Source organism: Sphingobacterium sp. SYP-B4668 (assembly GCF_027627455.1).
Lineage (GTDB): Bacteria > Bacteroidota > Bacteroidia > Sphingobacteriales > Sphingobacteriaceae > Sphingobacterium.
Map to the genome: position 1 here is coordinate 2,993,978 of NZ_CP115483.1, position 20,084 is coordinate 3,014,061.

The 20,084-nt window shown below is 39.9% G+C and carries 22 protein-coding genes; 14 read left to right on the forward strand and 8 right to left on the reverse strand.

Translation table 11 applies throughout. The annotated features are described in order from the left end of the window. Nucleotides 1–14: 14 nt before the first annotated feature. Both OQ289_RS12465 and fbaA read right to left on the reverse strand, forming a co-directional pair. Nucleotides 15–896: a tyrosine-type recombinase/integrase gene (locus tag OQ289_RS12465; RefSeq protein WP_270087189.1), complete on the reverse strand. Its 882-nt coding sequence runs from the start codon at nucleotides 894–896 to the stop codon at nucleotides 15–17. A 143-nt stretch (nucleotides 897–1,039) separates the two neighbouring features. Beyond that, the gene (fbaA, locus tag OQ289_RS12470; protein WP_033562610.1) at nucleotides 1,040–2,119 is read right to left on the reverse strand and encodes a class II fructose-bisphosphate aldolase; all 1,080 of its coding nucleotides are present in this window, start codon (nucleotides 2,117–2,119) and stop codon (nucleotides 1,040–1,042) included. A 238-nt stretch (nucleotides 2,120–2,357) separates the two neighbouring features. Here fbaA and OQ289_RS12475 point away from each other — a divergent pair, with 238 nt between their 5' ends. The 6 genes from OQ289_RS12475 (at nucleotide 2,358) to OQ289_RS12500 (ending at nucleotide 8,220) form a co-directional block, all read left to right on the forward strand. Beyond that, nucleotides 2,358–2,705: a Spx/MgsR family RNA polymerase-binding regulatory protein gene (locus tag OQ289_RS12475; protein WP_033562611.1), complete on the forward strand. Its 348-nt coding sequence runs from the start codon at nucleotides 2,358–2,360 to the stop codon at nucleotides 2,703–2,705. Between the two features lie 14 nt (nucleotides 2,706–2,719). Continuing rightward, on the forward strand, nucleotides 2,720–4,675 hold the full coding sequence (locus OQ289_RS12480) for a M1 family metallopeptidase (RefSeq protein ID WP_270087190.1): 1,956 nt from the start codon (nucleotides 2,720–2,722) through the stop codon (nucleotides 4,673–4,675). Between the two features lie 31 nt (nucleotides 4,676–4,706). Beyond that, entirely contained in the window at nucleotides 4,707–5,408 is a 702-nt protein-coding gene (locus OQ289_RS12485; RefSeq protein ID WP_270087191.1) for a hypothetical protein, read from the forward strand. Between the two features lie 113 nt (nucleotides 5,409–5,521). Beyond that, on the forward strand, nucleotides 5,522–5,938 hold the full coding sequence (locus OQ289_RS12490; RefSeq protein ID WP_270087192.1) for an Rrf2 family transcriptional regulator: 417 nt from the start codon (nucleotides 5,522–5,524) through the stop codon (nucleotides 5,936–5,938). Nucleotides 5,939–5,945: 7 nt separating this feature from the next. Then, nucleotides 5,946–6,587 carry an NAD(P)-dependent oxidoreductase gene (locus OQ289_RS12495; RefSeq protein WP_270087193.1) on the forward strand — a complete coding sequence of 214 codons (642 nt, stop codon included), beginning with the start codon at nucleotides 5,946–5,948 and terminating at the stop codon, nucleotides 6,585–6,587. 151 nt (nucleotides 6,588–6,738) lie between these two features. Further along, nucleotides 6,739–8,220, forward strand: a complete 1,482-nt coding sequence (locus OQ289_RS12500) for an amino acid permease (protein ID WP_033562615.1) — start codon at nucleotides 6,739–6,741, stop codon at nucleotides 8,218–8,220. Between the two features lie 44 nt (nucleotides 8,221–8,264). On the opposite strand, the gene OQ289_RS12505 is transcribed toward OQ289_RS12500, so the two are convergent. Beyond that, nucleotides 8,265–9,728: an aminoacyl-histidine dipeptidase gene (locus OQ289_RS12505; protein WP_270087194.1), complete on the reverse strand. Its 1,464-nt coding sequence runs from the start codon at nucleotides 9,726–9,728 to the stop codon at nucleotides 8,265–8,267. Between the two features lie 176 nt (nucleotides 9,729–9,904). Between OQ289_RS12505 and OQ289_RS12510 the strand changes: the two genes are divergently transcribed. Beyond that, nucleotides 9,905–10,501, forward strand: a complete 597-nt coding sequence (locus OQ289_RS12510; RefSeq protein ID WP_270087195.1) for a sugar O-acetyltransferase — start codon at nucleotides 9,905–9,907, stop codon at nucleotides 10,499–10,501. Nucleotides 10,502–10,503: 2 nt separating this feature from the next. On the opposite strand, the gene OQ289_RS12515 is transcribed toward OQ289_RS12510, so the two are convergent. Beyond that, complete coding sequence (locus OQ289_RS12515; protein ID WP_270087196.1) at nucleotides 10,504–11,073, reverse strand: 2'-5' RNA ligase family protein; 570 nt, start codon at nucleotides 11,071–11,073, stop codon at nucleotides 10,504–10,506. A gap of 341 nt (nucleotides 11,074–11,414) precedes the next feature. On the opposite strand from OQ289_RS12515, the gene OQ289_RS12520 reads away from it, so the two are divergent. From OQ289_RS12520 to OQ289_RS12530, 3 genes are read left to right on the forward strand one after another with little or no spacing between them, the layout of a single operon-like run. Beyond that, nucleotides 11,415–12,284 carry a DUF4846 domain-containing protein gene (locus OQ289_RS12520; RefSeq protein WP_270087197.1) on the forward strand — a complete coding sequence of 290 codons (870 nt, stop codon included), beginning with the start codon at nucleotides 11,415–11,417 and terminating at the stop codon, nucleotides 12,282–12,284. 56 nt (nucleotides 12,285–12,340) lie between these two features. Further along, the gene (locus OQ289_RS12525; RefSeq protein WP_270087198.1) at nucleotides 12,341–13,183 is read left to right on the forward strand and encodes a universal stress protein; all 843 of its coding nucleotides are present in this window, start codon (nucleotides 12,341–12,343) and stop codon (nucleotides 13,181–13,183) included. Nucleotides 13,184–13,229: 46 nt separating this feature from the next. Beyond that, entirely contained in the window at nucleotides 13,230–13,703 is a 474-nt protein-coding gene (locus OQ289_RS12530; protein WP_270087199.1) for a copper resistance protein NlpE, read from the forward strand. A gap of 51 nt (nucleotides 13,704–13,754) precedes the next feature. Here OQ289_RS12530 and OQ289_RS12535 read toward each other — a convergent pair whose 3' ends face one another. The 3 genes from OQ289_RS12535 to OQ289_RS12545 form a co-directional block, all read right to left on the reverse strand. After that, nucleotides 13,755–15,227: a L,D-transpeptidase family protein gene (locus tag OQ289_RS12535; protein ID WP_270087200.1), complete on the reverse strand. Its 1,473-nt coding sequence runs from the start codon at nucleotides 15,225–15,227 to the stop codon at nucleotides 13,755–13,757. A 122-nt stretch (nucleotides 15,228–15,349) separates the two neighbouring features. Next, nucleotides 15,350–15,640, reverse strand: a complete 291-nt coding sequence (locus OQ289_RS12540; RefSeq protein ID WP_033562622.1) for a GNAT family N-acetyltransferase — start codon at nucleotides 15,638–15,640, stop codon at nucleotides 15,350–15,352. 165 nt (nucleotides 15,641–15,805) lie between these two features. Next, nucleotides 15,806–16,159 carry a single-stranded DNA-binding protein gene (locus tag OQ289_RS12545; RefSeq protein WP_270087201.1) on the reverse strand — a complete coding sequence of 118 codons (354 nt, stop codon included), beginning with the start codon at nucleotides 16,157–16,159 and terminating at the stop codon, nucleotides 15,806–15,808. Nucleotides 16,160–16,346: 187 nt separating this feature from the next. Here OQ289_RS12545 and OQ289_RS12550 point away from each other — a divergent pair, with 187 nt between their 5' ends. Then, nucleotides 16,347–16,709, forward strand: coding sequence for a hypothetical protein (locus tag OQ289_RS12550; RefSeq protein ID WP_270087202.1), 363 nt, complete (start codon nucleotides 16,347–16,349; stop codon nucleotides 16,707–16,709). 126 nt (nucleotides 16,710–16,835) lie between these two features. Continuing rightward, the gene (locus tag OQ289_RS12555; RefSeq protein WP_270087203.1) at nucleotides 16,836–17,567 is read left to right on the forward strand and encodes a DsbA family oxidoreductase; all 732 of its coding nucleotides are present in this window, start codon (nucleotides 16,836–16,838) and stop codon (nucleotides 17,565–17,567) included. A gap of 197 nt (nucleotides 17,568–17,764) precedes the next feature. On the opposite strand, the gene OQ289_RS12560 is transcribed toward OQ289_RS12555, so the two are convergent. Beyond that, nucleotides 17,765–18,232 carry an Lrp/AsnC family transcriptional regulator gene (locus OQ289_RS12560; RefSeq protein ID WP_270087204.1) on the reverse strand — a complete coding sequence of 156 codons (468 nt, stop codon included), beginning with the start codon at nucleotides 18,230–18,232 and terminating at the stop codon, nucleotides 17,765–17,767. Nucleotides 18,233–18,338: 106 nt separating this feature from the next. Here OQ289_RS12560 and OQ289_RS12565 point away from each other — a divergent pair, with 106 nt between their 5' ends. Next, the gene (locus tag OQ289_RS12565; protein WP_270087205.1) at nucleotides 18,339–19,253 is read left to right on the forward strand and encodes a DMT family transporter; all 915 of its coding nucleotides are present in this window, start codon (nucleotides 18,339–18,341) and stop codon (nucleotides 19,251–19,253) included. Nucleotides 19,254–19,383: 130 nt separating this feature from the next. Then, complete coding sequence (locus tag OQ289_RS12570; protein WP_270087206.1) at nucleotides 19,384–20,055, forward strand: hypothetical protein; 672 nt, start codon at nucleotides 19,384–19,386, stop codon at nucleotides 20,053–20,055. Nucleotides 20,056–20,084: the final 29 nt, after the last annotated feature.

A 20,084-nucleotide genomic window follows, 5' to 3' on the forward strand; every position in this document is an offset into this window, starting at 1 on the left:
TTTCCTCCTTTTTTTTAAGCCTTTGGATGAGCTTGTTTATAAACTGATTTTAATCTCTCAACTGAATTATGCGTGTACACCTGGGTGGCCGCCAGGCCTGCATGGCCCAACAACTCTTTGATAGCGTTTAAATCTGCTCCGTTGTCCAATAGTGCGGTCGCAAAAGTATGTCTAAGCACGTGAGGACTTCTCTTTTTTTGAGAAGTAATCTCGCTCAGATATCGCTGCACTATTCGATAAATCATTTTCGGATAAGATTGCTTCCCCTCATTAGTAACGATTAAGAACGATGTTTTGTTGTCATTTTTTTCTTCATTTAATTGATGGACATATTCCTTTAATTTGTCATGAAGGGTTTGGTTGACCGGAACAAGCCTCTCCTTGTTCCTTTTCCCTAATATAAGAATATTTTTATTATAAAAATCAATATCAACAATCTTTATTTGCAAAAGTTCGGACAGCCGTATACCAGTCCCAAATAACAATTCCAATACGATAAAATCACGCTTTTCTGCAAAGGTAGATTCCACCATGTCTATCCGATCCAAGAGCTTCACCATCTTGTCTTTTTCTACAATTGTAGGAAGTCGTTTTGGAGTTTTCAATGCCTTGATAAGTACTGTAGGATTTTGTACGACCAATGATTCTCGTAAGAGAAACTTATAAAATGACCGCAAAGCAGAAATAGATCTGTTAATAGATGATGCCATCCTGCCATCTTCCATCAACTGCGAAAGGTACATTCTAATCACACGGTAATCCACCTCCTCCTCTCCCACAGCATTTTTTGTCAAGAAATCAAAAAACATGGCCAGCTCATGAGCGTAGGCTTCTACAGTATGCTTCGATGATCGCTTTTCAAAACGTAGAAAATTCAAGAAACGCTCTTTATACATAGATGTCCATATTATCATTTGTTCAGAGGAAAGTTAGATAATAAAATTGCAATAAAAAAGTCCAACCCGAAGATTAGACTTTTTTATTGCAATTCTAAATAGTAAGGATATTTCCTTTCTATACTACTGTCAAGAGAATACCTCTACAATTTTGTATTTACATCTATTGCATTAAGCTCTTCGAAAGCTTGTTTCAAACGAGCCACAAATGCTTCTTCTCCCTTACGCAACCATACCCGCGGGTCATAGTATTTCTTATTCGGAGAATCACTTCCCTCTGGACTGCCGATTTGGCCTTGCAAGTAATCGTGGTTCTTAGCTTCATAAGCGCGTACGCCATCCCAAAATGCCCACTGCATGTCAGTATCGATGTTCATCTTAACAGCGCCATAAGACAATGCCTCTTCAATCTCGGAAGGAGCAGACCCAGACCCACCATGAAAAACAAAATTAATTGGCTTCTCAGCAGAAAGATTGAATTTAGACTTTACAAACTCTTGCGAATTATGAAGGATTACAGGCTGTAATTTGACGTTTCCAGGCTTATATACACCATGTACGTTCCCAAAAGCAGCAGCAACTGTAAATTTATCAGACACTTTAGAAAGCTCTTCAAACGCATAAGCAACTTCCTCTGGCTGTGTATATAACTTAGAGCTATCTACATCCGAATTATCGACACCATCCTCTTCACCACCTGTTACACCAAGTTCAATCTCGATAGTCATTCCTAGCGGCTTCATGCGCTCTAAATACTTTTTAGAAATTTCAATATTCTCTTCGATAGATTCTTCTGAAAGATCTAGCATGTGCGAAGAAAACAAGGGCTTACCGTGTTGCGCAAAAAATTTCTCGCCCGCGTCCAACAATCCATCGATCCAAGGCAACAATTTTTTTGCAGCATGGTCAGTATGTAGGATTACAGCAACACCGTAATGTTCCGCCAAAAGGTGAACGTGTTGAGCAGCAGATACTGCACCAAGCACACATGCTTTCAAATTGTCGTTATTCAACGTTTTACCAGCGTAAAACTGTGCGCCACCATTTGACAATTGAATAATAACCGGGGAGTTAACGGCTTTAGCCGTTTCCATTACTGCATTAATGGAATTAGTTCCAATAATATTAACCGCTGGTAACGCAAATTTGTGTTTTTTGGCAATTTCAAATAATTCCTGAACTTGATCACCGGTCAACACACCTTTAAAATCTTTTAGGCTCATTGTATTGTTTTAAAATTTATTTATTCTTGTTTTTTCTAATTCTGTGCCCTAAGATAAAAATATTTTTTTAATTCCTCTAAATGAAATAGTGTAAAATATACACTAATACGCCCCATTATATTAAATCCCTTCTTTTTTAGCGTAATATAAAGGTGACACTACAGACAAAGTGATTGTATTGCATATAAAAGCAAATTTATCTAAGTTTGGAAGAATACTAAACATAACAGACAACAAAATGCTTCACGTTTACGGAATCAAAAATTGCAATACAGTCAAGAAGGCGTTAGATTATCTTGGTGAAAAAAAAATAGAATATGTCTTCCATGATTTCAAAAAAGAGGGAGTCTCTAAGGAAAAGCTACAGTCTTGGGAAACAATTGTAGATTGGGAAAAATTAGTCAATAAAAAAGGTACGACCTGGAAAAAGCTAACAGATTCGGAAAAAGCCACAGTGGTGGATGCTGACTCTGCTAACCAAATCTTGATTTCCAATACCAGTATGATTAAAAGACCGGTAATTGAATATTCATCGGGAATACTTCTGGGCTTTGATCAGCTTGAATACGATGAAAATTTAAAATAGAATCCGTATTGATTATGAGAAAAACAAAATTATTCACTTCAATGTTAGTTGGGCTATTAGGATCAAGTTCGACAAATAGTGTGGCCCAGCTTGCGCAAAGTAATTACAATTATACACAAGCCTTTAATCCCTCGTTCTACTCATCCAATGGAAATGTGTATCGTTCCGCTAGCGGACGACCTGGTCATTTGTATTGGCAAAACCGGGCTGATTATGCGATAAAGGCCTCTATAGATGCCAGCAACAATCGCGTGAGTGGCAATGTGGTAATCTCTTACACCAATAATAGCCCTGATGATTTGGACTTTCTCTGGCTCCAACTAGACCAAAATCTCTTCCAGACCGATTCTCGTGGTCAAAATACCGTACCGCAGACCAATAGTCGATATGGCGAAGCAGCCTCTGATTTTGAAGGAGGTTATGAGCTCACTGCGGTAACGACCAACAATACACCACTTTCCTATACGATAAGCGATACTCGTATGAAGATAGACCTTCCGAATGCATTAAAATCAAACGGTGGTCAGATTCAATTTTCAATAAACTATGCCTACACCATTCCAAAGTACGGTGCGGATCGTACTGGCATATTATCGACTAGTAATGGTGATATCTACTCGATTGCACAATGGTACCCAAGATTAGCAGTATATGATGATATTTTAGGCTGGAATACTGATCCTTATTCAGGTCCAGGTGAATTTTACTTAGAATATGGTGATTTTGAAGTTGAGATTACAGCGCCTGCAGACCATATAGTCGTTATGGGTGGAGAGTTGCTAAACCCAGCAGAAGTGTGGACTAACGAACAACTGAAGCGTTATCAACAAGCTCAAAAATCGAATGAAACCATTATCATCCGCAGTGCAGCAGAAGTTCTACAACCTAGTTCACGTCCCAACAAAAATACCCTTACTTGGAAATATAAGTTACAAAATGCACGGGATGTTGCTTGGGCGTCTTCAAAGGCTTTTATCATAGATGGTGCAAAAATAAATCTTCCAAGTGGCAAGACTTCCTTCGCTCTATCGGCCTATCCCGTAGAAAGTGACGGTCAGCAAGCCTGGTCCCGATCTACAGAATACACCAAGTCATCAATAGAGTATTATTCCAAGAAATGGTTCGAATACCCCTACCCTGCCGCTGTAAATGTAGCCTCTAATGTTGGTGGTATGGAATACCCGGGGATTTCTTTTTGTGGTTCCAAAGCTAAAAATGATGGACTATGGGGGGTTACAGATCATGAATTTGGCCACAATTGGTTCCCGATGATTGTAGGCTCCAATGAAAGGTCTCACGGCTGGATGGACGAAGGTTTTAATACCTTCATCAATGGATTATCTCGCGAAGCCTTCAACAATGGAGAATACAATAAGACTATTGGCAACCGTAATAAAATGGCCAGAGCATTTGACTCACCGGGCTTAGAGCCCATTATGTCCACTCCTCAAAACATGAAGGAGCGTAATATTGGTACGCTTGTATATTACAAGCCTGGATACGGATTGCGACTACTTCGTGACGAGGTCATTGGTGCCGAAAGATTTGATGAAGCCTTTAAGACCTATATCAAATATTGGGCTTATAAACATCCGACACCGAATGATTTTTTTAGAACTATAGAAAATGTAACTGGCGAAAACTTAAGTTGGTTTTGGAGAGGCTGGTTTCAATACAATTGGAAACTAGACCAATCCATCGATAAGGTCGAATATATCAATTTTGACGCCGCAAATGGCGCATTAATCACCATCAGTAACTTGGAAAAATTGCCAATGCCTGTTGTAATCGAGGCGACAACAGTCTCCGGTAAGAAAATCAGAAAAAAACTACCCGTAGACATCTGGCAACGCAATACCTCCTGGACATTTAAGCTTGATTCCCAAGAAAAATTAAACGCCGTAGTCATCGACCCAGACAATGTCTATCCGGATGTTAACCCTGAAAATAATAGTTGGCCGAAGCGATAGATTTCGTAGTTTTACAACAAATAATATGTATATGTCAAGCTCCCGATTTCCATTTTACAGATTTTTTGGATTTATTATCCTTCTGGCCTCCTTATGCAACCATGTATCTGCTCAACAATTGACTGGTATTGTTTATGACCTCGAAAACAGTCAGCCCTTATCTGCCGTTAATATTCAGAATCTAAAAACATTCAAAAATACCACAAGTGACAAAGACGGCAAATTTCTAATTGAAGCCAACATGGGTGACAAACTCAGTCTTGCTTTACCTGGCTACATTACTGACACTATCTTCCTTTACCAAGAAGGAGTCCAACGCGTTTATATGATGCGAGACGATAAAACCATCGTGCTTAGCGAAGCCCTTGTGAGTCGTCTAACAGACTCAAGACTTGACGATGAAATTGTCAAAGCCAAGCGACAAGGGCAGGTAGCAGATGCTAATATTTACAGCGGCGGTATTCGCATATCCCCTTCTCGTCTATTCGGGAAAAAGGCTAAAACAGCTCGCAGTAACCTTGATATTCTTCTACTCGAGAAAAATAATAGAATCATTGACAGAAGATTTTCAGACAAGCTAATTGCTTCTCTTACACCACTAGGAAGTTCCGAAATCCCCTTATTTAGAGAACAGTTTAGACCGTCACTTGAATTCATTCAAACCGTCAATGATGAAACGCTCAAAATATACATCATGGATTCATATGCCAAGTATAAAAAGAATAAAAAGTAAAAATCACATTAACCTTCTATTGTCATAGAAGGTTAATTTTTGAACATTACTGTAACAATTAATATTTCAGTATAAAATATTACATACCTTTGTCCAGCAACAACATTAATCGCATGTTCAACAATCTTAATTTCGCTACGGCAACTCATATCGTGGCTCTTCTCGCACTTAATAAGCACGATTGGACACCTTCTTCTTACATATCGGGCAGTGTAAATGTCAATGCAGTTATCATTCGTAAAGAAATAAAGAAACTTAAGGAGTCAGGATTGATTATCAGTAAAGAAGGTAAAAATGGAGGCGTTAGACTTGCGGACAATATCCATTCTAAAACGCTCGCTGATGTCTATGTAGCCTCTCAACAAGATACCGATACAGGCAAATACAACAATCCCAACCTAAGCTGTGTCGTAGGAAAAAGCATCAATAGCTATTTAAAGAATATTTATGACATAACTGCAAGCCAAACCATTGCCCATCTACGTCACTACCGTATTTCAGATATACAGCTTTTTTTCACACCCAAATAACAAAGACATGAAAGTAACACTAATAGGAGCCACTGGATTCGTAGGATCAAGCATCCTAAAAGAACTAATAGCACGCGGTCACGATGTGACTGCCGTAGCGAGGAACGTAAGTAAAATCGAAAAAACACAAGGGGTCCATCCCGTGGATGCTGACATCATGGACAGCGATGCGCTAAGTAAGCTAATTCAAGGAAGCGACGCTGTCATTTCCGCATACAATGCTGGCTGGAGCAACCCAAATATATACGAAGATTATTCCCGTGGCGCAAAAGCCATCCAAGAGGCAACGCAACAATCTGGAGTGAAAAGATTAATAGTTGTTGGTGGAGCAGGCAGTCTATTAACCGCTGATGGCACGCGTATCGTTGACGGCAGCGGATTCCCGGCTAGTATTAAACCTGGGGCCTTAGCAGCTGCCGATTATTATGATGTGCTTAAAAAAAACACAGCATTGGATTGGACCCTTTTTAGCCCGGCAATCGAATTAAATGATGAAAAAAGTCGTGGAGAATACCGCACAGACCTTGATCACCCAGTCCTAGACAGCAACTCACGTTCTAGACTATCTGTCTCTGATGCAGCAATTGCAATTGTTGATGAATTGGAAAAGCCACAATTTATCCAAAAGCGCTTCACGGCAGGTTATTAAGCCCCAATCAAAAAAATTAAAGCCAGGAAGAAGATTTTCTTCCTTTTTTTGTTTTAAAAATATACTTTTGAAGTAGAATACATAAATGCTAACCAGCACATATTACAAACTATTGGTCAGAACCATTAATCATTTTAAATCAAAAATATAGATGCTATTCAAGAAATCGATTACTAAACTCGTCTCAGAAGCCCATGAAAGCGGCGAGCATACACTGAAACGGACACTATCCAGTACAGGACTCGTTGCGTTAGGTGTTGGCGCTATTATAGGTGCTGGATTATTCTCGCTTACAGGTATGGCCGCTGCCGACAATGCGGGGCCTGCAGTAATGCTATCCTTCATCATTGCTGCTACCGGCTGCGCTTTTGCAGGACTCTGTTACGCTGAATTTGCTTCTATGATCCCAGTGGCAGGGAGCGCATATACCTATTCTTACGCAACCATGGGTGAATTAATGGCCTGGATCATCGGATGGGATCTTGTTTTAGAGTATGCCCTCGCCAGTGCTACGGTAGCGGTAAGTTGGTCCCAATATGTGGCCGAATTGATTCGTATCTTTGGCCTCAATATACCCGACTACCTTCTGCATGGTCCTTGGGAAGGGGGCTATATCAATATCCCTGCAATTATTATCGTATGTTTGCTTTCCTTATTGCTCATAAGAGGTACACAAGAGTCATCCATGGTGAATAACATTTTGGTTATTTTAAAAGTTTCGGTGGTTTTGATTTTTATCGGCTTAGGTTGGGCTTTTATCAATCCAGCTAACCATACCCCTTTCATTCCTGTCAATGAAGGAGAAGAGCTTTTGAAAAGTGGCAAGTTGTCTTGGGGAGAATTCTTCAAAGAAGGGTATTTCGGCAGCTATGGTATATCAGGTGTACTGCGGGCGGCAGGGGTCTTATTTTTTGCATTTGTAGGGTTTGACGCTGTCAGCACTGCCGCTCAAGAAGCTAAGAATCCAAAAAAGGGAATGCCTATTGGAATAATAGGTTCTCTACTCATCTGCACTGTACTATATGTATTATTCGCATATGTGATGACAGGTTTAGCGCATTATTCCGAATTTAAAGGTGATGCCAAACCCGTTGCAACCGCATTCGCCAAGACAGGATATCATTTTCTTAACACTGCACTAATCATTACCATTATCAGTGGATATACATCTGTTATTCTCGTGATGCTATTAGGTCAAAGTCGTGTGTTCTATTCCATGAGTAAGGATGGTTTATTACCAGCCTTCTTTTCCCACCTTTCAAAAAGACAAACACCATGGAAAACAAATGTTATATTCATGGTATTCGTGAGTTTATTTGCTGGATTCGTGCCAGTATCTGACTTGGGCCATATGGTAAGTATCGGCACTTTATTTGCCTTTACATTGGTTTGTATTGGTATTCTTGTACTCAGAAAGACAAACCCAGATATAGAACGCCCTTTCAAGACACCATTGGTGCCGCTCATACCAATATTAGGCATCATTGTATGTGTATTGATGATGGCCTCGCTACCAGTGGAAAGTTGGGAACGCCTTGGCATATGGCTGGGTCTAGGCCTTATCATATATTTTGTATATGGCAAAAAGCACAGCAAGATTAGAAAGGAGTACGAAGAAGGACTCAATAAATAAGTGATAAACAGAAAAGGAGGTGTTAACACCTCCTTTTCTGTTTATCACTTATTCGGAATATTTTCCAAGATTTCCAGTATAAATTTCCAGAATTTCTGAACAGAAGCAATTGAAACGCGTTCCGCAGGTGAGTGTGCACCCAATATCGTCGGTCCGAAAGATATCATATCCATTTTTGGATAATTCCGACCAAGGATACCACATTCTAGCCCGGCATGGCAAGCGACTACTTTTGGTTGCGTGTCATGCTGACGTTCATATATTCGAGTCAGTAAGCTCAAAATCTCGGAATTGGGATTAGGATTCCACCCAGGATAGTCACCGGCAAAGCTCACCTCCGCACCCATCAATTCAAAAGTAGACTTTAGCGCATTCGCTAAATCGTACTTTGCCGACTCAACAGACGATCTAGTTAGGCACTTCACAGCTATCTTACCCTCGCGCACCTCAATATTCGCGATATTATTAGAAGTTTCGACCAGATTATCAAAATCATTACTCATTCTATACACGCCATTCGGCGCAGCATATATTGCCTTAATCAGGTTTTCTTGTATATCCACCGGCAGTACGGTCACTGGGATATGTTCACTATCCTCGATCTGGATCTGTAGACCAGGATCTACCGTCTTATATTCGAGAACTATTGCATTAATCAATACAAGCAGTTCGTCCTTAAATAAATTCACTTTTGTATCGGGCACCATTACTTTTGCAACGCTTTCCCGCGGAATCGCATTCCTAAGACCTCCTCCCTTGATCTCGGATATACGTAATCCATATTTAGCATATGTATCGTAAAGTATCCGGTTCATAATCTTATTGGCATTACCAAGGCCCTTATGTATTTCCATTCCGGAATGACCGCCATTCAATCCCTTTACGGTAATCGTTAGCGGCACATATCCGTTCAATACAGGGTCAGAACTGTACGTTTTGATTGCCGTGACATCAATCCCTCCAGCACAACCAATATCAATCTCATTATCATCCTCAGTATCTAAGTTCAGTAGGATTTCACCATGCAACATCCCTCCTTGTAAACCAAAGGCACCTGTCATCCCCGTCTCTTCGTCTACTGTAAATAAGGCATCAATAGCAGGGTGTGCTATAGTAGTTGATTCAAGAATGGCCATGATAGTCGCTACGCCGAGTCCATTATCCGCACCTAAAGTTGTTCCTTCGGCCTTCACCCAATCACCATCCACAAACATTTTAATCCCCTCATTATCAAAATCAAATACAGTGTCATTATTTTTCTGATGTACCATATCTAAGTGCGACTGCAAAACAATACCCTTTCTATTTTCCATTCCAGCAGACGCAGGCTTCCTAATGACCACATTTCCAGTGTCATCCCTTAAGGTCTCTAGACCTAGAGATTTACCAAAATCCATAATGAATACAATAACTCTTTCCTCCTTCTTCGAAGCCCTTGGCACCGCGTTCAACAGGCCAAAGTTCTTCCAGATCGAAGCTGGTTCCAACATCAATATTTCTTGACTCATAACAATTCAATTTTATGCAAATGTAACGATAATAAATTTCTATATTCGGCTTATAGAATATCCAAGTAGCTACCATGGGACTTACACCAGCGGCTACAATTATCTAATAAATTCGTTATACTCGGGTTTGGAATTGCCAGCTGACGGACGAACATTGACAAACAGATTATACACATATGAAATCTTCAAAGGAATTAATGCTGGCTTCCGACCCCTATCGCGCAATGGGAAATGAGCTATTTTTAGAACGTCAGCATGCCAAAACAGAGTTACATGCATACAACTGCCTCGCTCCTGCCAAAGTACGCGAGCGCAATCAGATTTTGAAAAAACTACTGGGCAGTACTGGATCAAGATTTTTCATAGAGCCCCCATTTCATTGTGATTATGGCTACAACATTCAGCTTGGCGAAAATTTTTATGCAAACTACAATTGTACCATTTTAGATGGCGCCAAAGTCAGCATTGGCGACAATGTAATGTTTGGCCCCAATGTCAACCTTTACACGGCTGGGCATCCTATTCACTTTGAGCCCCGCAATGAGGGGTGGGAATATGCACTACCCATAATCATTGGCGCCAATGTATGGGTAGGTGGCAATACAGTCATCAATCCCGGCATTACAATCGGGGAGAATACTGTCATTGGATCTGGATCGGTTATCACGAAAGATATACCCGCTAACGTCATCGCTGTCGGGAATCCATGCCGTGTTCTGCGTCCAATTACAGACGAAGACAAAAAATATTACTACAAAAACAGACCCTTTTAATCCTAATTAAGCTCCAATCTCGTTTGGATTGCTTGGTTACGAGGTTCGCTTCTAAACTTAAATTCATCTGCAAAACGATACTGACTTGAGCCCTCATCAAAAATCCGAAGCACCACACGATCACAAAAGAAGTTAATGCTAATGCTCTCAAAACGCTCCAACGCAATCGCCAATTTTTCTTGGTTTAGCTTTCGAGCAATACTCATATGAGGATTAGTACTAGCCGAATTTTTGACGTTCAATGAGTTGGCAAAGCGTTTGGTAATATCCCTTAGATAGTCTTTAGAATAAGCCGTTGGCGCAATAAAAAAAGCTCCATTTTGTGGGAAAGCATCATATTTATCCAAATACACAAAATCGGGGCGCTCGGAATCTGCCAATTGTTTGAGTTTACGTTTAATCAAAGTCAGTTCCGCATCCGTCGCATTGAATTCGAGGATCGTAATATGCGCTTCAGAATTCTTACTATTATACCAGCCGATTATGCCAGCTAGGGCATCCTTTAAGTGTCGGACCAACGCCATAGAACGAGAACAAGGCTGGAATACCAGCGAATAATGTTTACTTTCCATATCCAAATAATAATTGATATCATTATAACGCCACTCTTGCTATAATATTTTATTGGACTGTACTTTTACTAGTTTGAAACCGATTTGTTACCTAAAAATGTTGACAAATTTAGCTAAACGGTCTTATTGCACACTATATGATCTGACCGACAAACTCCATTAATTACTTTCCTTGACATTATAAAAATGCTATCTTACCTTAATATTTTAAAACATATAAACTACCCATCTAGCAGCAACTATACATACATGACGACATAAACACCAGACATCATACAAGCACCCATTAACAATAATTGGTTACACGCTCCAATCATCCCTTACTAAGCAAGCATACATATATGAATATACACAAACTAATATTACTGTCCCTTTTATCGATAGGTGCTCCTGTCTTTTCGTCTTGTCAACCCAGATCTACATCAACGCCAGTCCATTCACCATCCAGTAGCAAAGAAATCCCTTCCTCAAAGAGCGCTCACTCCAACGGTTACAACGCTCAATACGTTAACGCGAGTGGGAAAACAGTCGAAGAACGCTTTATTAGTCCAATAGGATACACGCGTAAATCTTTTAACTCGAGTGAATTTGGATATTTTCTTAGGAACCTTCCCCTAAAAGATATGGGTAGTCCTGTTCTATATTACAACGGCAGCGAGAAAGCGTCCAAACAAATATATGTAAGTGTTGTTGATTTACCGATAGGCAAAAGGGATTTGCACCAATGCGCTGATGCAGTCATGCGGCTACGTGCAGACTATCTTTATCAGCAAAAACGGTACAAGGAAATACATTTCAACTTTTTATCAGACTCGAAACCCAGGTACTATCTCAACTACATTAAAGGTGATTATTCGGCCGCCAAATATTGGAAGTATATGGAGTACATATTTGCTTATGCCAATACTTCGTCCCTTCACGATGAGCTTCCTCCTGTCGCCTCTGTCAGAGATGTTCGGATTGGAGATACCTTTGTTCAAAAGGGTTCGCCAATAGGTCACGCCGTAATAGTTATAGATTTGGTTGAAAATGACCAAGGTGAAAAACTAGTATTACTTGCTCAAAGCTATATGCCTGCCCAGGAGATTCAAATTTTGAACAATCCTAGTGACAGCCAGCTCAGTCCTTGGTACAAACTTAATGAGGGCAAGCTCCAAACCCCCGAATGGTCATTTATGAGCAAGAATCTCCGAACATGGAACAATAGATAACATTTTGATTTACAAAGATAATTTGGTATATTGAGAGGGTATCAAAATCAATCATTATGAAGCGAATCCTCTTTCCCACCGATTTTTCAGAAGCTGCTAACAACGCCTTTGTATATGCATTGCATTTAGCTAAGAGTATAAATGCTTCGGTATATGTTCTACATGTTTATGAATTACCTATTTACTCCAGCATGTATGCCGGTCAGTTAGATTATGTCCAAAAACTATATCAAGACCTAGAGCTTGACAAATTTGACAACTACAAAGACAAGGTGCCTCAGTTGCACAACATCGCTAAGCAATATGATCTAGACGATATTGAAATATCATTTATCTTCGAAAAAGGCCTCTTTCAGGACGTTATCAAAACTGTTATAAAAAGAGACGCAATTGATATGATTGTCATGGGTACTACTGGATTAAATTCTGCAAACGGCACGCTCATAGGATCCAATACCGTCAACCTTATTAGATCAGTGTCCCAACCAGTGTTGAGCGTACCCCGTTTAGCGAAGTTTGAAGGAATTAAATCCATTGGATTTACCACCCTATTTAGAGATGCTGACAAGGAGCCTTTAACAGAGTTGTTGAAAATAGCTGATTTTTTTCAGGCACAGGTAAAGCTCTTACACGTACAGACTAAAGAGAATGAATCTATGCCCCAACTTTTGGAAGAATGGAAAGCCATATTTAATCATGAACGCTTATCTTTCCATATCATCAATAGTAAAGACGTAGAAAGTACGGCTTTACAATTTATTATTGACGAAAACATTGATTTTTTGGCGGTTGTCAAACGAAATCGAAATTTCTTCGATCGTCTTTTCAATTCGAGCATGAGTCAAAAATTGGCCTATCATTCGACAATCCCCGTTCTCGTAATTCGGGAAGGAGCATAGAAGTACAGTTTTTGCACTATTTAGATAACATAACATAGATTAGCATATGAAATATTTATTATTGGGCCTTTTGGCCGCCAACATGGTTTTATTTTCATGTCAAAACACCTCGAAGCAGACTTCAAACGCCACTGCAGATTCCAATGGTACAAATGGCACGATCGATTCAATAACGCACACGGGAGTCGATCATGCTCACAACAGTCAGAACGCGTTGGACTGGGATGGCGAGTACGAGGGTACTATCCCATGCGCAGATTGTGAAGGTATCAAAACTAACCTAATCATTCATATGGACAAAACGTACTCTAAAAAGATGGAATATCTGGGGAAAGAATCCGCTATTTTTTCTGAAGAAGGAACGTTTACATGGGACGATAATGGCAGTACCATTACACTCAAACTAAAAGATGGGGTTGAAAAATACAAGGTGGGTGAAGGTCGCATCTGGATGCTCGATCAAGAAGGCAATGCCGTCACCGGCAATTTAGCTGATCACTATATTTTAACGAAACAATAGTCGCTCATCTGACGCTATAAAAAACGGGAAGCTTAGGCATCCCGTTTTTTCTTAAATAGTCTTTGGTAAGTATTTTTTCATCGCTTTCCTCAAGCGTTCGTCATATCCATAGATGTCTGGAGCTTTGTAAAGCTCACCTTCATCATTTAACCATGTGGTATAGTACGTGATATAAACCGGGATATGCTTTTTCATCTTCACCCACCGACTGACGTTCAACGTGTCTACTATTTCAGATGCTATCTGCGCAGCTATTTCTTCGTCATCTATAAGAAAAGAAGCTAAAGCAGCTGGCTTCTCTACGCGTACACATCCATGACTAACTGCGCGATTCTTCGCTGAAAACATGTGCTTGGCAGGTGTGTCATGTAGGTATATTGCATACGGATTTGAAAAAATAAATTTGATGCTACCTAGAGAATTATCTGTTCCCGGGTTCTGCTTAAACCTGAAATTCAGAACAGAATCCGCTGACCAATTCACTGTGCTGGGATCCACGAGTTGTCCCCTTTTGTTATATGCGACCATATTACGCGACTCGAGATAATACGGATTAGCACGCAAACTAGCTATCAATTCCTTCTTGACTATACTGCTGGGGATATTCCAAACCGGATTAACCTGCATTCTATCCAACTGTCCACTCATCACAGGTGTCTCATGGTTACTTCCCCCCTCGCCCCTTTTTGCAAACGGAGCGTAAGTTGTTTCTCCAACACAGATATTCATGACATCCTCCACCTTACTATTAGCAACCATCTTCAGCTTTTGCTCCGGAATATTCACAAACACATATTTTTCAGGAAAATCGGTATTCATCCACCTTAATTTTTCCATCAAAAGATAGATATCCTCACGAGCTTGACTTGATAAGCCTTTCGACACCAATATTTTCTGCAATTTAAGGTAATAGGAATGAGTAGGTTGAATTGAAGGCAGCAATTCGCACATGTCTATACTGTCTAATACTTTGCGCGCATATGAAATTGTCATCCGATTTTGCTTCTCAAAATATCGACCATATAAGCGCTTTGGATTGACAGCTCCATGTTGCAATGCATTCACATAGGTCACATAGCCATCTGCCCCCAATAGATCCAATCTGGCAAGCAGTGGGTATAAATCTTCCACTCTACCTGTTTTGGACGTACTGATATCCTTATACAAGCCCCTTATCTCCTCTGCGTGAAAAGGTTCAGCCGATAGCCCATGTTCGCCAATGGCTGTAAGAAAGGAATATAATGTGTCAATTTTTCCTTGTGAAAGGTTCCGTCCAATAAAGGTCAACCCTTTTGAAGAATCCGCAAATTCGGCCATCCATTTTGGATTATTCAACTCAGTAGCCAATCGCTTTTGCTCGCTTTTAAAGACCGTGAAATAGGCCGTTGTATCAAACTTACTGTAGTTCTTTTGTCCGAACTGCTCCACCAACTCATCCCCGAAGGATTCTACTTTTGGACTACTACACGAATTAAATAGTAAAAGACCACCTAAAATAACTAAACTTAACTGTATTTTGCTCATATCTCTGCTCAAATCACGGCGACGTTATCGCCCGCTGACTTTCTTATCAAATCTGTTGTCAGTTACAATCGTTAAGACAAAAGACATTCCAAAGTTAAAAATTTAAGGTCTTTTTCTACAAACTATTCTTCCGTATCTAATACATCTTGAAAAGCAATTGTCTTTTCGAATATAGAACGTGCAAACGGACATTGAGGAATTATTTTCATCTCATTCCGTCTCGCATAATCAACTACTTCTAAAATCAACTTTTTTCCAATCCCATGTCCAGAAAAATGGTCTCCCACATCCGTACTTTCAATAATAAGCTTGTCCTCACCATCCTCATAATAATGTATCTGTCCACTTTGCTGACCATCTAAGTAGGCTGTAAATACTCCATTTCTGCCATTACTAGTTTGCTTAATATCCATAATGCTTACATATTGATTATTTTAAAAGAATAACAAGTTTTCCATTATTTTGTTTATCCCCAGTCTCCTTAAAATAGATTTAATTGAAAACTGGGGCTGTGCGCTAGCTTTACTTGCAGCTGCCTACCACAGAAGCGTTCTGTTCCGCAGCTGAACTTATATGGTTCAGGTATTTTCCTGCACAATTATTTTATCGATTACCTGAAGTTCCCTAACCTTGATTTCGGCATTTGTTCTTTTTACCCCAGCATTATCCACAAAATCCCTATACGTCAATGCACCTTCGATCAATACATGGGTACCTTTAGTACATTGCAATTCTACAGTTTTAACCAACCTTCCCCATACTACCAAATTGTGCCAATGGACATGATCTGTCCACTCCCCTAATTCATTCTTTGAGAATTGGTGCGTAGCTATACGCAAAGCTGCCATTTTGCTTCCTGTTTTTGTCATTCTAATAATTGGTTCTAAACCTACTCTACCCATCAATTGGATACTGTTTCGCATAGTGTTCATATTACAAATGTTTAAATAGTTAATAATATTTGCTATCTTACTATCGCTTGATCATCTAATCATGACCAGCTTTAAAGCAGTTACACAAAGTTGCCTATCAGACGAATTGACAACTGGTATTTAACCATTTATTTGCGACAATAACCATTTGTAAACGCTTATAGCTCAAATACAACAAACAACCGTTATGGAAATACAGTTGAGACTTTGCCAAGAATGCAAAGAACAAATTAGAGGTCGGTCCGACAAACGATTTTGCGATGATGCCTGTCGTAACAACTACAACAATAAAATCAATAGTGATGCTAACAACTATGTCCGTCAGATCAATACGGTACTAAGGAAAAATCGACGGGTCCTCGAAGAACTACTTGGACAAGAGGATAAAAAAAAGACCAGCCGCGAACTACTCCTGACAAATGGTTTTCAATTCAAATATTCGACTAACCAACACACCACAAATAGAGGATATACCTATTATTTTGTTTATGAATACGGATACCTCCTGCTAGAGCAAGAGCTCGTTTTATTGGTCAGACGTCGCGATTAAAATGTCATCCCAAAATAGCAAAAAATCACTTCAATGTAAGATTATGCAGCTTTTTCGAATTCCTGTGGCCATTAGTATTTCATGGAAGCTAGTTTTAGTAACTTTACCCGATATAAAAGCAATCACATGCAAAATACAGAAAAAAACAGAATGCAGGTCGAGATATGGAGTGACGTGATGTGTCCGTTTTGCTATATCGGAAAACGTAACTTTGAAAACGCCCTCCATACATTTAGCGAACGAGATGATATCGAAATTACTTGGAAAAGCTTTCAATTAGACCCATCTCTTCCTCAAAAAGAAGAACTCAACCACCAACAATACTTGATTGACCGAAAGGGCCTGCCTGCCGACCAAGTTAAATCCATGTTAGATCATGTGACCAACGTAGCGCGAGATGCAGGATTGGATTTTCATTTTGAAAGTGTGGTTACGGTAAATTCGTTCAATGCGCATCGAATTATTCAATTTGCCAAATCCAAAGGTCTGGGCGATACGGCTGAAGAGTCTTTCTTCAACGCATACTTCAAAGATGGTAAAGATATTGCAAATCAGAACACGCTCCTAGAATTAGGAAAGGAAATTGGTTTGACCGACATAGAGATAAAAGAAGCATTGACAAATGATGAGTATGCCTACAAAGTATCACAAGATATACAGGAAGCACAATCCATTGGAGTCAAAGGTGTCCCTTTCTTTGTTTTCGACAGGAAATATGCTATATCTGGAGCACAACCTACCGACGCATTTACTGATACGCTGACCAAGTCATTTACAGAATGGCGTTTACAGCATCCGATTTCATCCTTCGCAGTATCAAATGGCCCCTCCTGTTCGCCAGATGGACATTGTGAATAAGGGCAAATAAGCGAACAAAAAGCAATCTAAAAATAAGCGTTAGATTGCTTTTTCGATACGCCTTAAAGAAAACCCAATTCCCAATATGGATCTTCCCCTCTCAACAGCAGCAAAAGGGAAGTCTTGGAAATACCTTTAATTTTGCAGTTGACGATAGTATGAGTTACTCCAGAATTACAGATATGTTATGCACTTTTTCATCGGTCCAGCGGCACACTTAGTCCACACTTAACAATGTCCATAGCCACAAATGTTTTAAAATTACGGATATTGCTATTGCTGAAAAATAGCCGTCTAGTTAACAGTTCATAGTCATGCATCGTGGTGACTAGCACGATCAATACAAAATCCACTTCACCCGTTACATAGTAACACTGCTGTACTTCTGGAGCATTTTTAAAACTCTCTTTAGCTTCGTCGATTAACTCAATCCGTTCGTTATCCAGTGTCACCTCTACAAATAATGATATTGGACGCCCTACTTTAGCCCGATCTATAACAGCAACATTGGATTGGATTACTCTCGTTTCTTTCAATCGTTTGACTCTTCGTTGCACAGCTGCTGCAGATAAACCAATCTCCTCACCGATATCCCGCTGCGCTCTCATGTTGTCCTTTTGGAGCAAATTCAATATTGCAAGGTCAAATGTATCCAATTCTTCCATTTTCGAGTATTTTACGAAACAAAATTGCAAATATCACTCGAAATAAGATAAAAAAACACATCCATTTTGAATTATTTTTGCGTCGCATCGAGTTATTAATATTAACATGAATCAAACCGGACATTGGAAAGGAATTTCATTAGCCATTTTAGCCGCATTACTGTGGGGTATTTCAGGGTCTTTAGGCCAGTTCCTTATTCAACAAAGAGGCATAGATGTTGAATGGCTTATAGCCATGCGAATGTTGATCTCCGGCGTTGTCCTCTTGTTGATTGCGCTTTGCAGACGAGAGAAAATGTTGCTTAGCATTTGGAAAAGTAGGAAAGACGCCAGTAAACTATTGACGTTTGGTGTGGGAGGAATTCTTACCGTCCAGTATACCTATTTTGCCGCTATACAACATTCCAATGCTGCCGCGGCAACAGTATTACAATACATGGGGCCAGTTTTCATTGCCGTCTACCTAGCGACCAAAAACAAAAAAATCCCTCGCCCCATTGAGCTACTCGCTATTGGTCTTGCTGTATTAGGTACATTCTTATTGGTCACACATGGCGACATCCATAGTCTAAACATCTCCCCTACAGCTTTGATATTTGGTATTGCTTCTGCAGTAGCCCTAGCGATTTACACATTACAACCCATTTCTTTATTGCAAAAATACAACGCTACTGTGGTCATCGGCTGGGGAATGCTTATAGGCGGTATAACGATGTGCTTTATACACATCCCTTGGCAGATTGAGGGTATTTGGGATGCACATACCTACGGTTACACTTTTTTTATAGTGATTCCTGGCACACTAATCGCATTTTATGCATACCTAATCGCGGTAGGACAAATAGGAGGGCAAAAAAGTAGTTTGCTTGCATCTGCTGAGCCACTTTCGGCTACACTTATAGCCGTCTTATGGCTACAGACTCCTTTTGAACTAATGGATTGGATTGGCAGTCTACTCATCGTCTCGACAATTTTCATGCTGAGTGTCACTCCATCATCCAAAAAATCATTATCCGAGTGACAGTCCCAATAGACAAGTCCCTTTAAATCCACATCTATTTCACAGTAAAAATACAAGCCCTTTTGCAAATAATAATTGTATTTTTAAAGCTATATGAATCACAATATCGGCCCTGCAAATTTTTGATGTTATGAAAAATACGTTCTATCTCTTGATTACATTGTTCATATTCGCCTGTGGACAATCAAAAACACCAAACAAAAAAACGGACGCCCCTACATCCAATGATACACTTAGGTTAACATCAGACCTACCCCCTGCCACTCGAAATGTGGAAGAAAAGAAAATCCTGTGGCGTGCAGCGAAATATGATGAAATATCAAAGGATACTGTCGATATGATTGTCATTGATGACAAAGTTGTCGCAAGTCTTTCGGAAGCACAGCGCGCCGCTGTTGGTTACATTGCAACTTTCATAGGCAATGAATGCAGTTGGGATGGCCCATATCGTGACGATCGAAGCAATTTAAAATGTCGAATATTAACAGCACTCAAGCTTGGATATCAATGCTCCGCTCAACATTTGGATTTCTTACGAAAATGGTTTAAGCAAGATCAGACAGTCCTCTCCGAACTGGAAAACTGTCCTACAATACCTGATGGTGCCACTATTCAAGACACGTTCGAAGAGATTATCCTGAAGCAGGACGGAAATCAAATCATCATAAGCGTTAAAGTTACTGGATACAATATGCGAGAAGGTAAAAGTTGGCATTGGAGCGAGATAGATTACTTTCAGGTTCAGGGAAATACTATCGTTTGTTTGAAAAAGGAAAAAAGCGAAGTGGCATTCGCGAATTAGCAAATGCCTACATTGCTTCTTTCTAAAAT

Bases quoted from the DNA above. Each gene is read 5' to 3' on its own strand.
- OQ289_RS12465 (WP_270087189.1), bottom strand. From the start codon at position 896: ATGTATAAAGAGCGTTTCTTGAATTTTCTACGTTTTGAAAAGCGATCA.
- fbaA (WP_033562610.1), bottom strand. From the start codon at position 2,119: ATGAGCCTAAAAGATTTTAAAGGTGTGTTGACCGGTGATCAAGTTCAG.
- OQ289_RS12475 (WP_033562611.1), top strand. From the start codon at position 2,358: ATGCTTCACGTTTACGGAATCAAAAATTGCAATACAGTCAAGAAGGCG.
- OQ289_RS12480 (WP_270087190.1), top strand. From the start codon at position 2,720: ATGAGAAAAACAAAATTATTCACTTCAATGTTAGTTGGGCTATTAGGA.
- OQ289_RS12485 (WP_270087191.1), top strand. From the start codon at position 4,707: ATGTCAAGCTCCCGATTTCCATTTTACAGATTTTTTGGATTTATTATC.
- OQ289_RS12490 (WP_270087192.1), top strand. From the start codon at position 5,522: ATGTTCAACAATCTTAATTTCGCTACGGCAACTCATATCGTGGCTCTT.
- OQ289_RS12495 (WP_270087193.1), top strand. From the start codon at position 5,946: ATGAAAGTAACACTAATAGGAGCCACTGGATTCGTAGGATCAAGCATC.
- OQ289_RS12500 (WP_033562615.1), top strand. From the start codon at position 6,739: ATGCTATTCAAGAAATCGATTACTAAACTCGTCTCAGAAGCCCATGAA.
- OQ289_RS12505 (WP_270087194.1), bottom strand. From the start codon at position 9,728: ATGAGTCAAGAAATATTGATGTTGGAACCAGCTTCGATCTGGAAGAAC.
- OQ289_RS12510 (WP_270087195.1), top strand. From the start codon at position 9,905: ATGAAATCTTCAAAGGAATTAATGCTGGCTTCCGACCCCTATCGCGCA.
- OQ289_RS12515 (WP_270087196.1), bottom strand. From the start codon at position 11,073: ATGGAAAGTAAACATTATTCGCTGGTATTCCAGCCTTGTTCTCGTTCT.
- OQ289_RS12520 (WP_270087197.1), top strand. From the start codon at position 11,415: ATGAATATACACAAACTAATATTACTGTCCCTTTTATCGATAGGTGCT.
- OQ289_RS12525 (WP_270087198.1), top strand. From the start codon at position 12,341: ATGAAGCGAATCCTCTTTCCCACCGATTTTTCAGAAGCTGCTAACAAC.
- OQ289_RS12530 (WP_270087199.1), top strand. From the start codon at position 13,230: ATGAAATATTTATTATTGGGCCTTTTGGCCGCCAACATGGTTTTATTT.
- OQ289_RS12535 (WP_270087200.1), bottom strand. From the start codon at position 15,227: ATGAGCAAAATACAGTTAAGTTTAGTTATTTTAGGTGGTCTTTTACTA.
- OQ289_RS12540 (WP_033562622.1), bottom strand. From the start codon at position 15,640: ATGGATATTAAGCAAACTAGTAATGGCAGAAATGGAGTATTTACAGCC.
- OQ289_RS12545 (WP_270087201.1), bottom strand. From the start codon at position 16,159: ATGAACACTATGCGAAACAGTATCCAATTGATGGGTAGAGTAGGTTTA.
- OQ289_RS12550 (WP_270087202.1), top strand. From the start codon at position 16,347: ATGGAAATACAGTTGAGACTTTGCCAAGAATGCAAAGAACAAATTAGA.
- OQ289_RS12555 (WP_270087203.1), top strand. From the start codon at position 16,836: ATGCAAAATACAGAAAAAAACAGAATGCAGGTCGAGATATGGAGTGAC.
- OQ289_RS12560 (WP_270087204.1), bottom strand. From the start codon at position 18,232: ATGGAAGAATTGGATACATTTGACCTTGCAATATTGAATTTGCTCCAA.
- OQ289_RS12565 (WP_270087205.1), top strand. From the start codon at position 18,339: ATGAATCAAACCGGACATTGGAAAGGAATTTCATTAGCCATTTTAGCC.
- OQ289_RS12570 (WP_270087206.1), top strand. From the start codon at position 19,384: ATGAAAAATACGTTCTATCTCTTGATTACATTGTTCATATTCGCCTGT.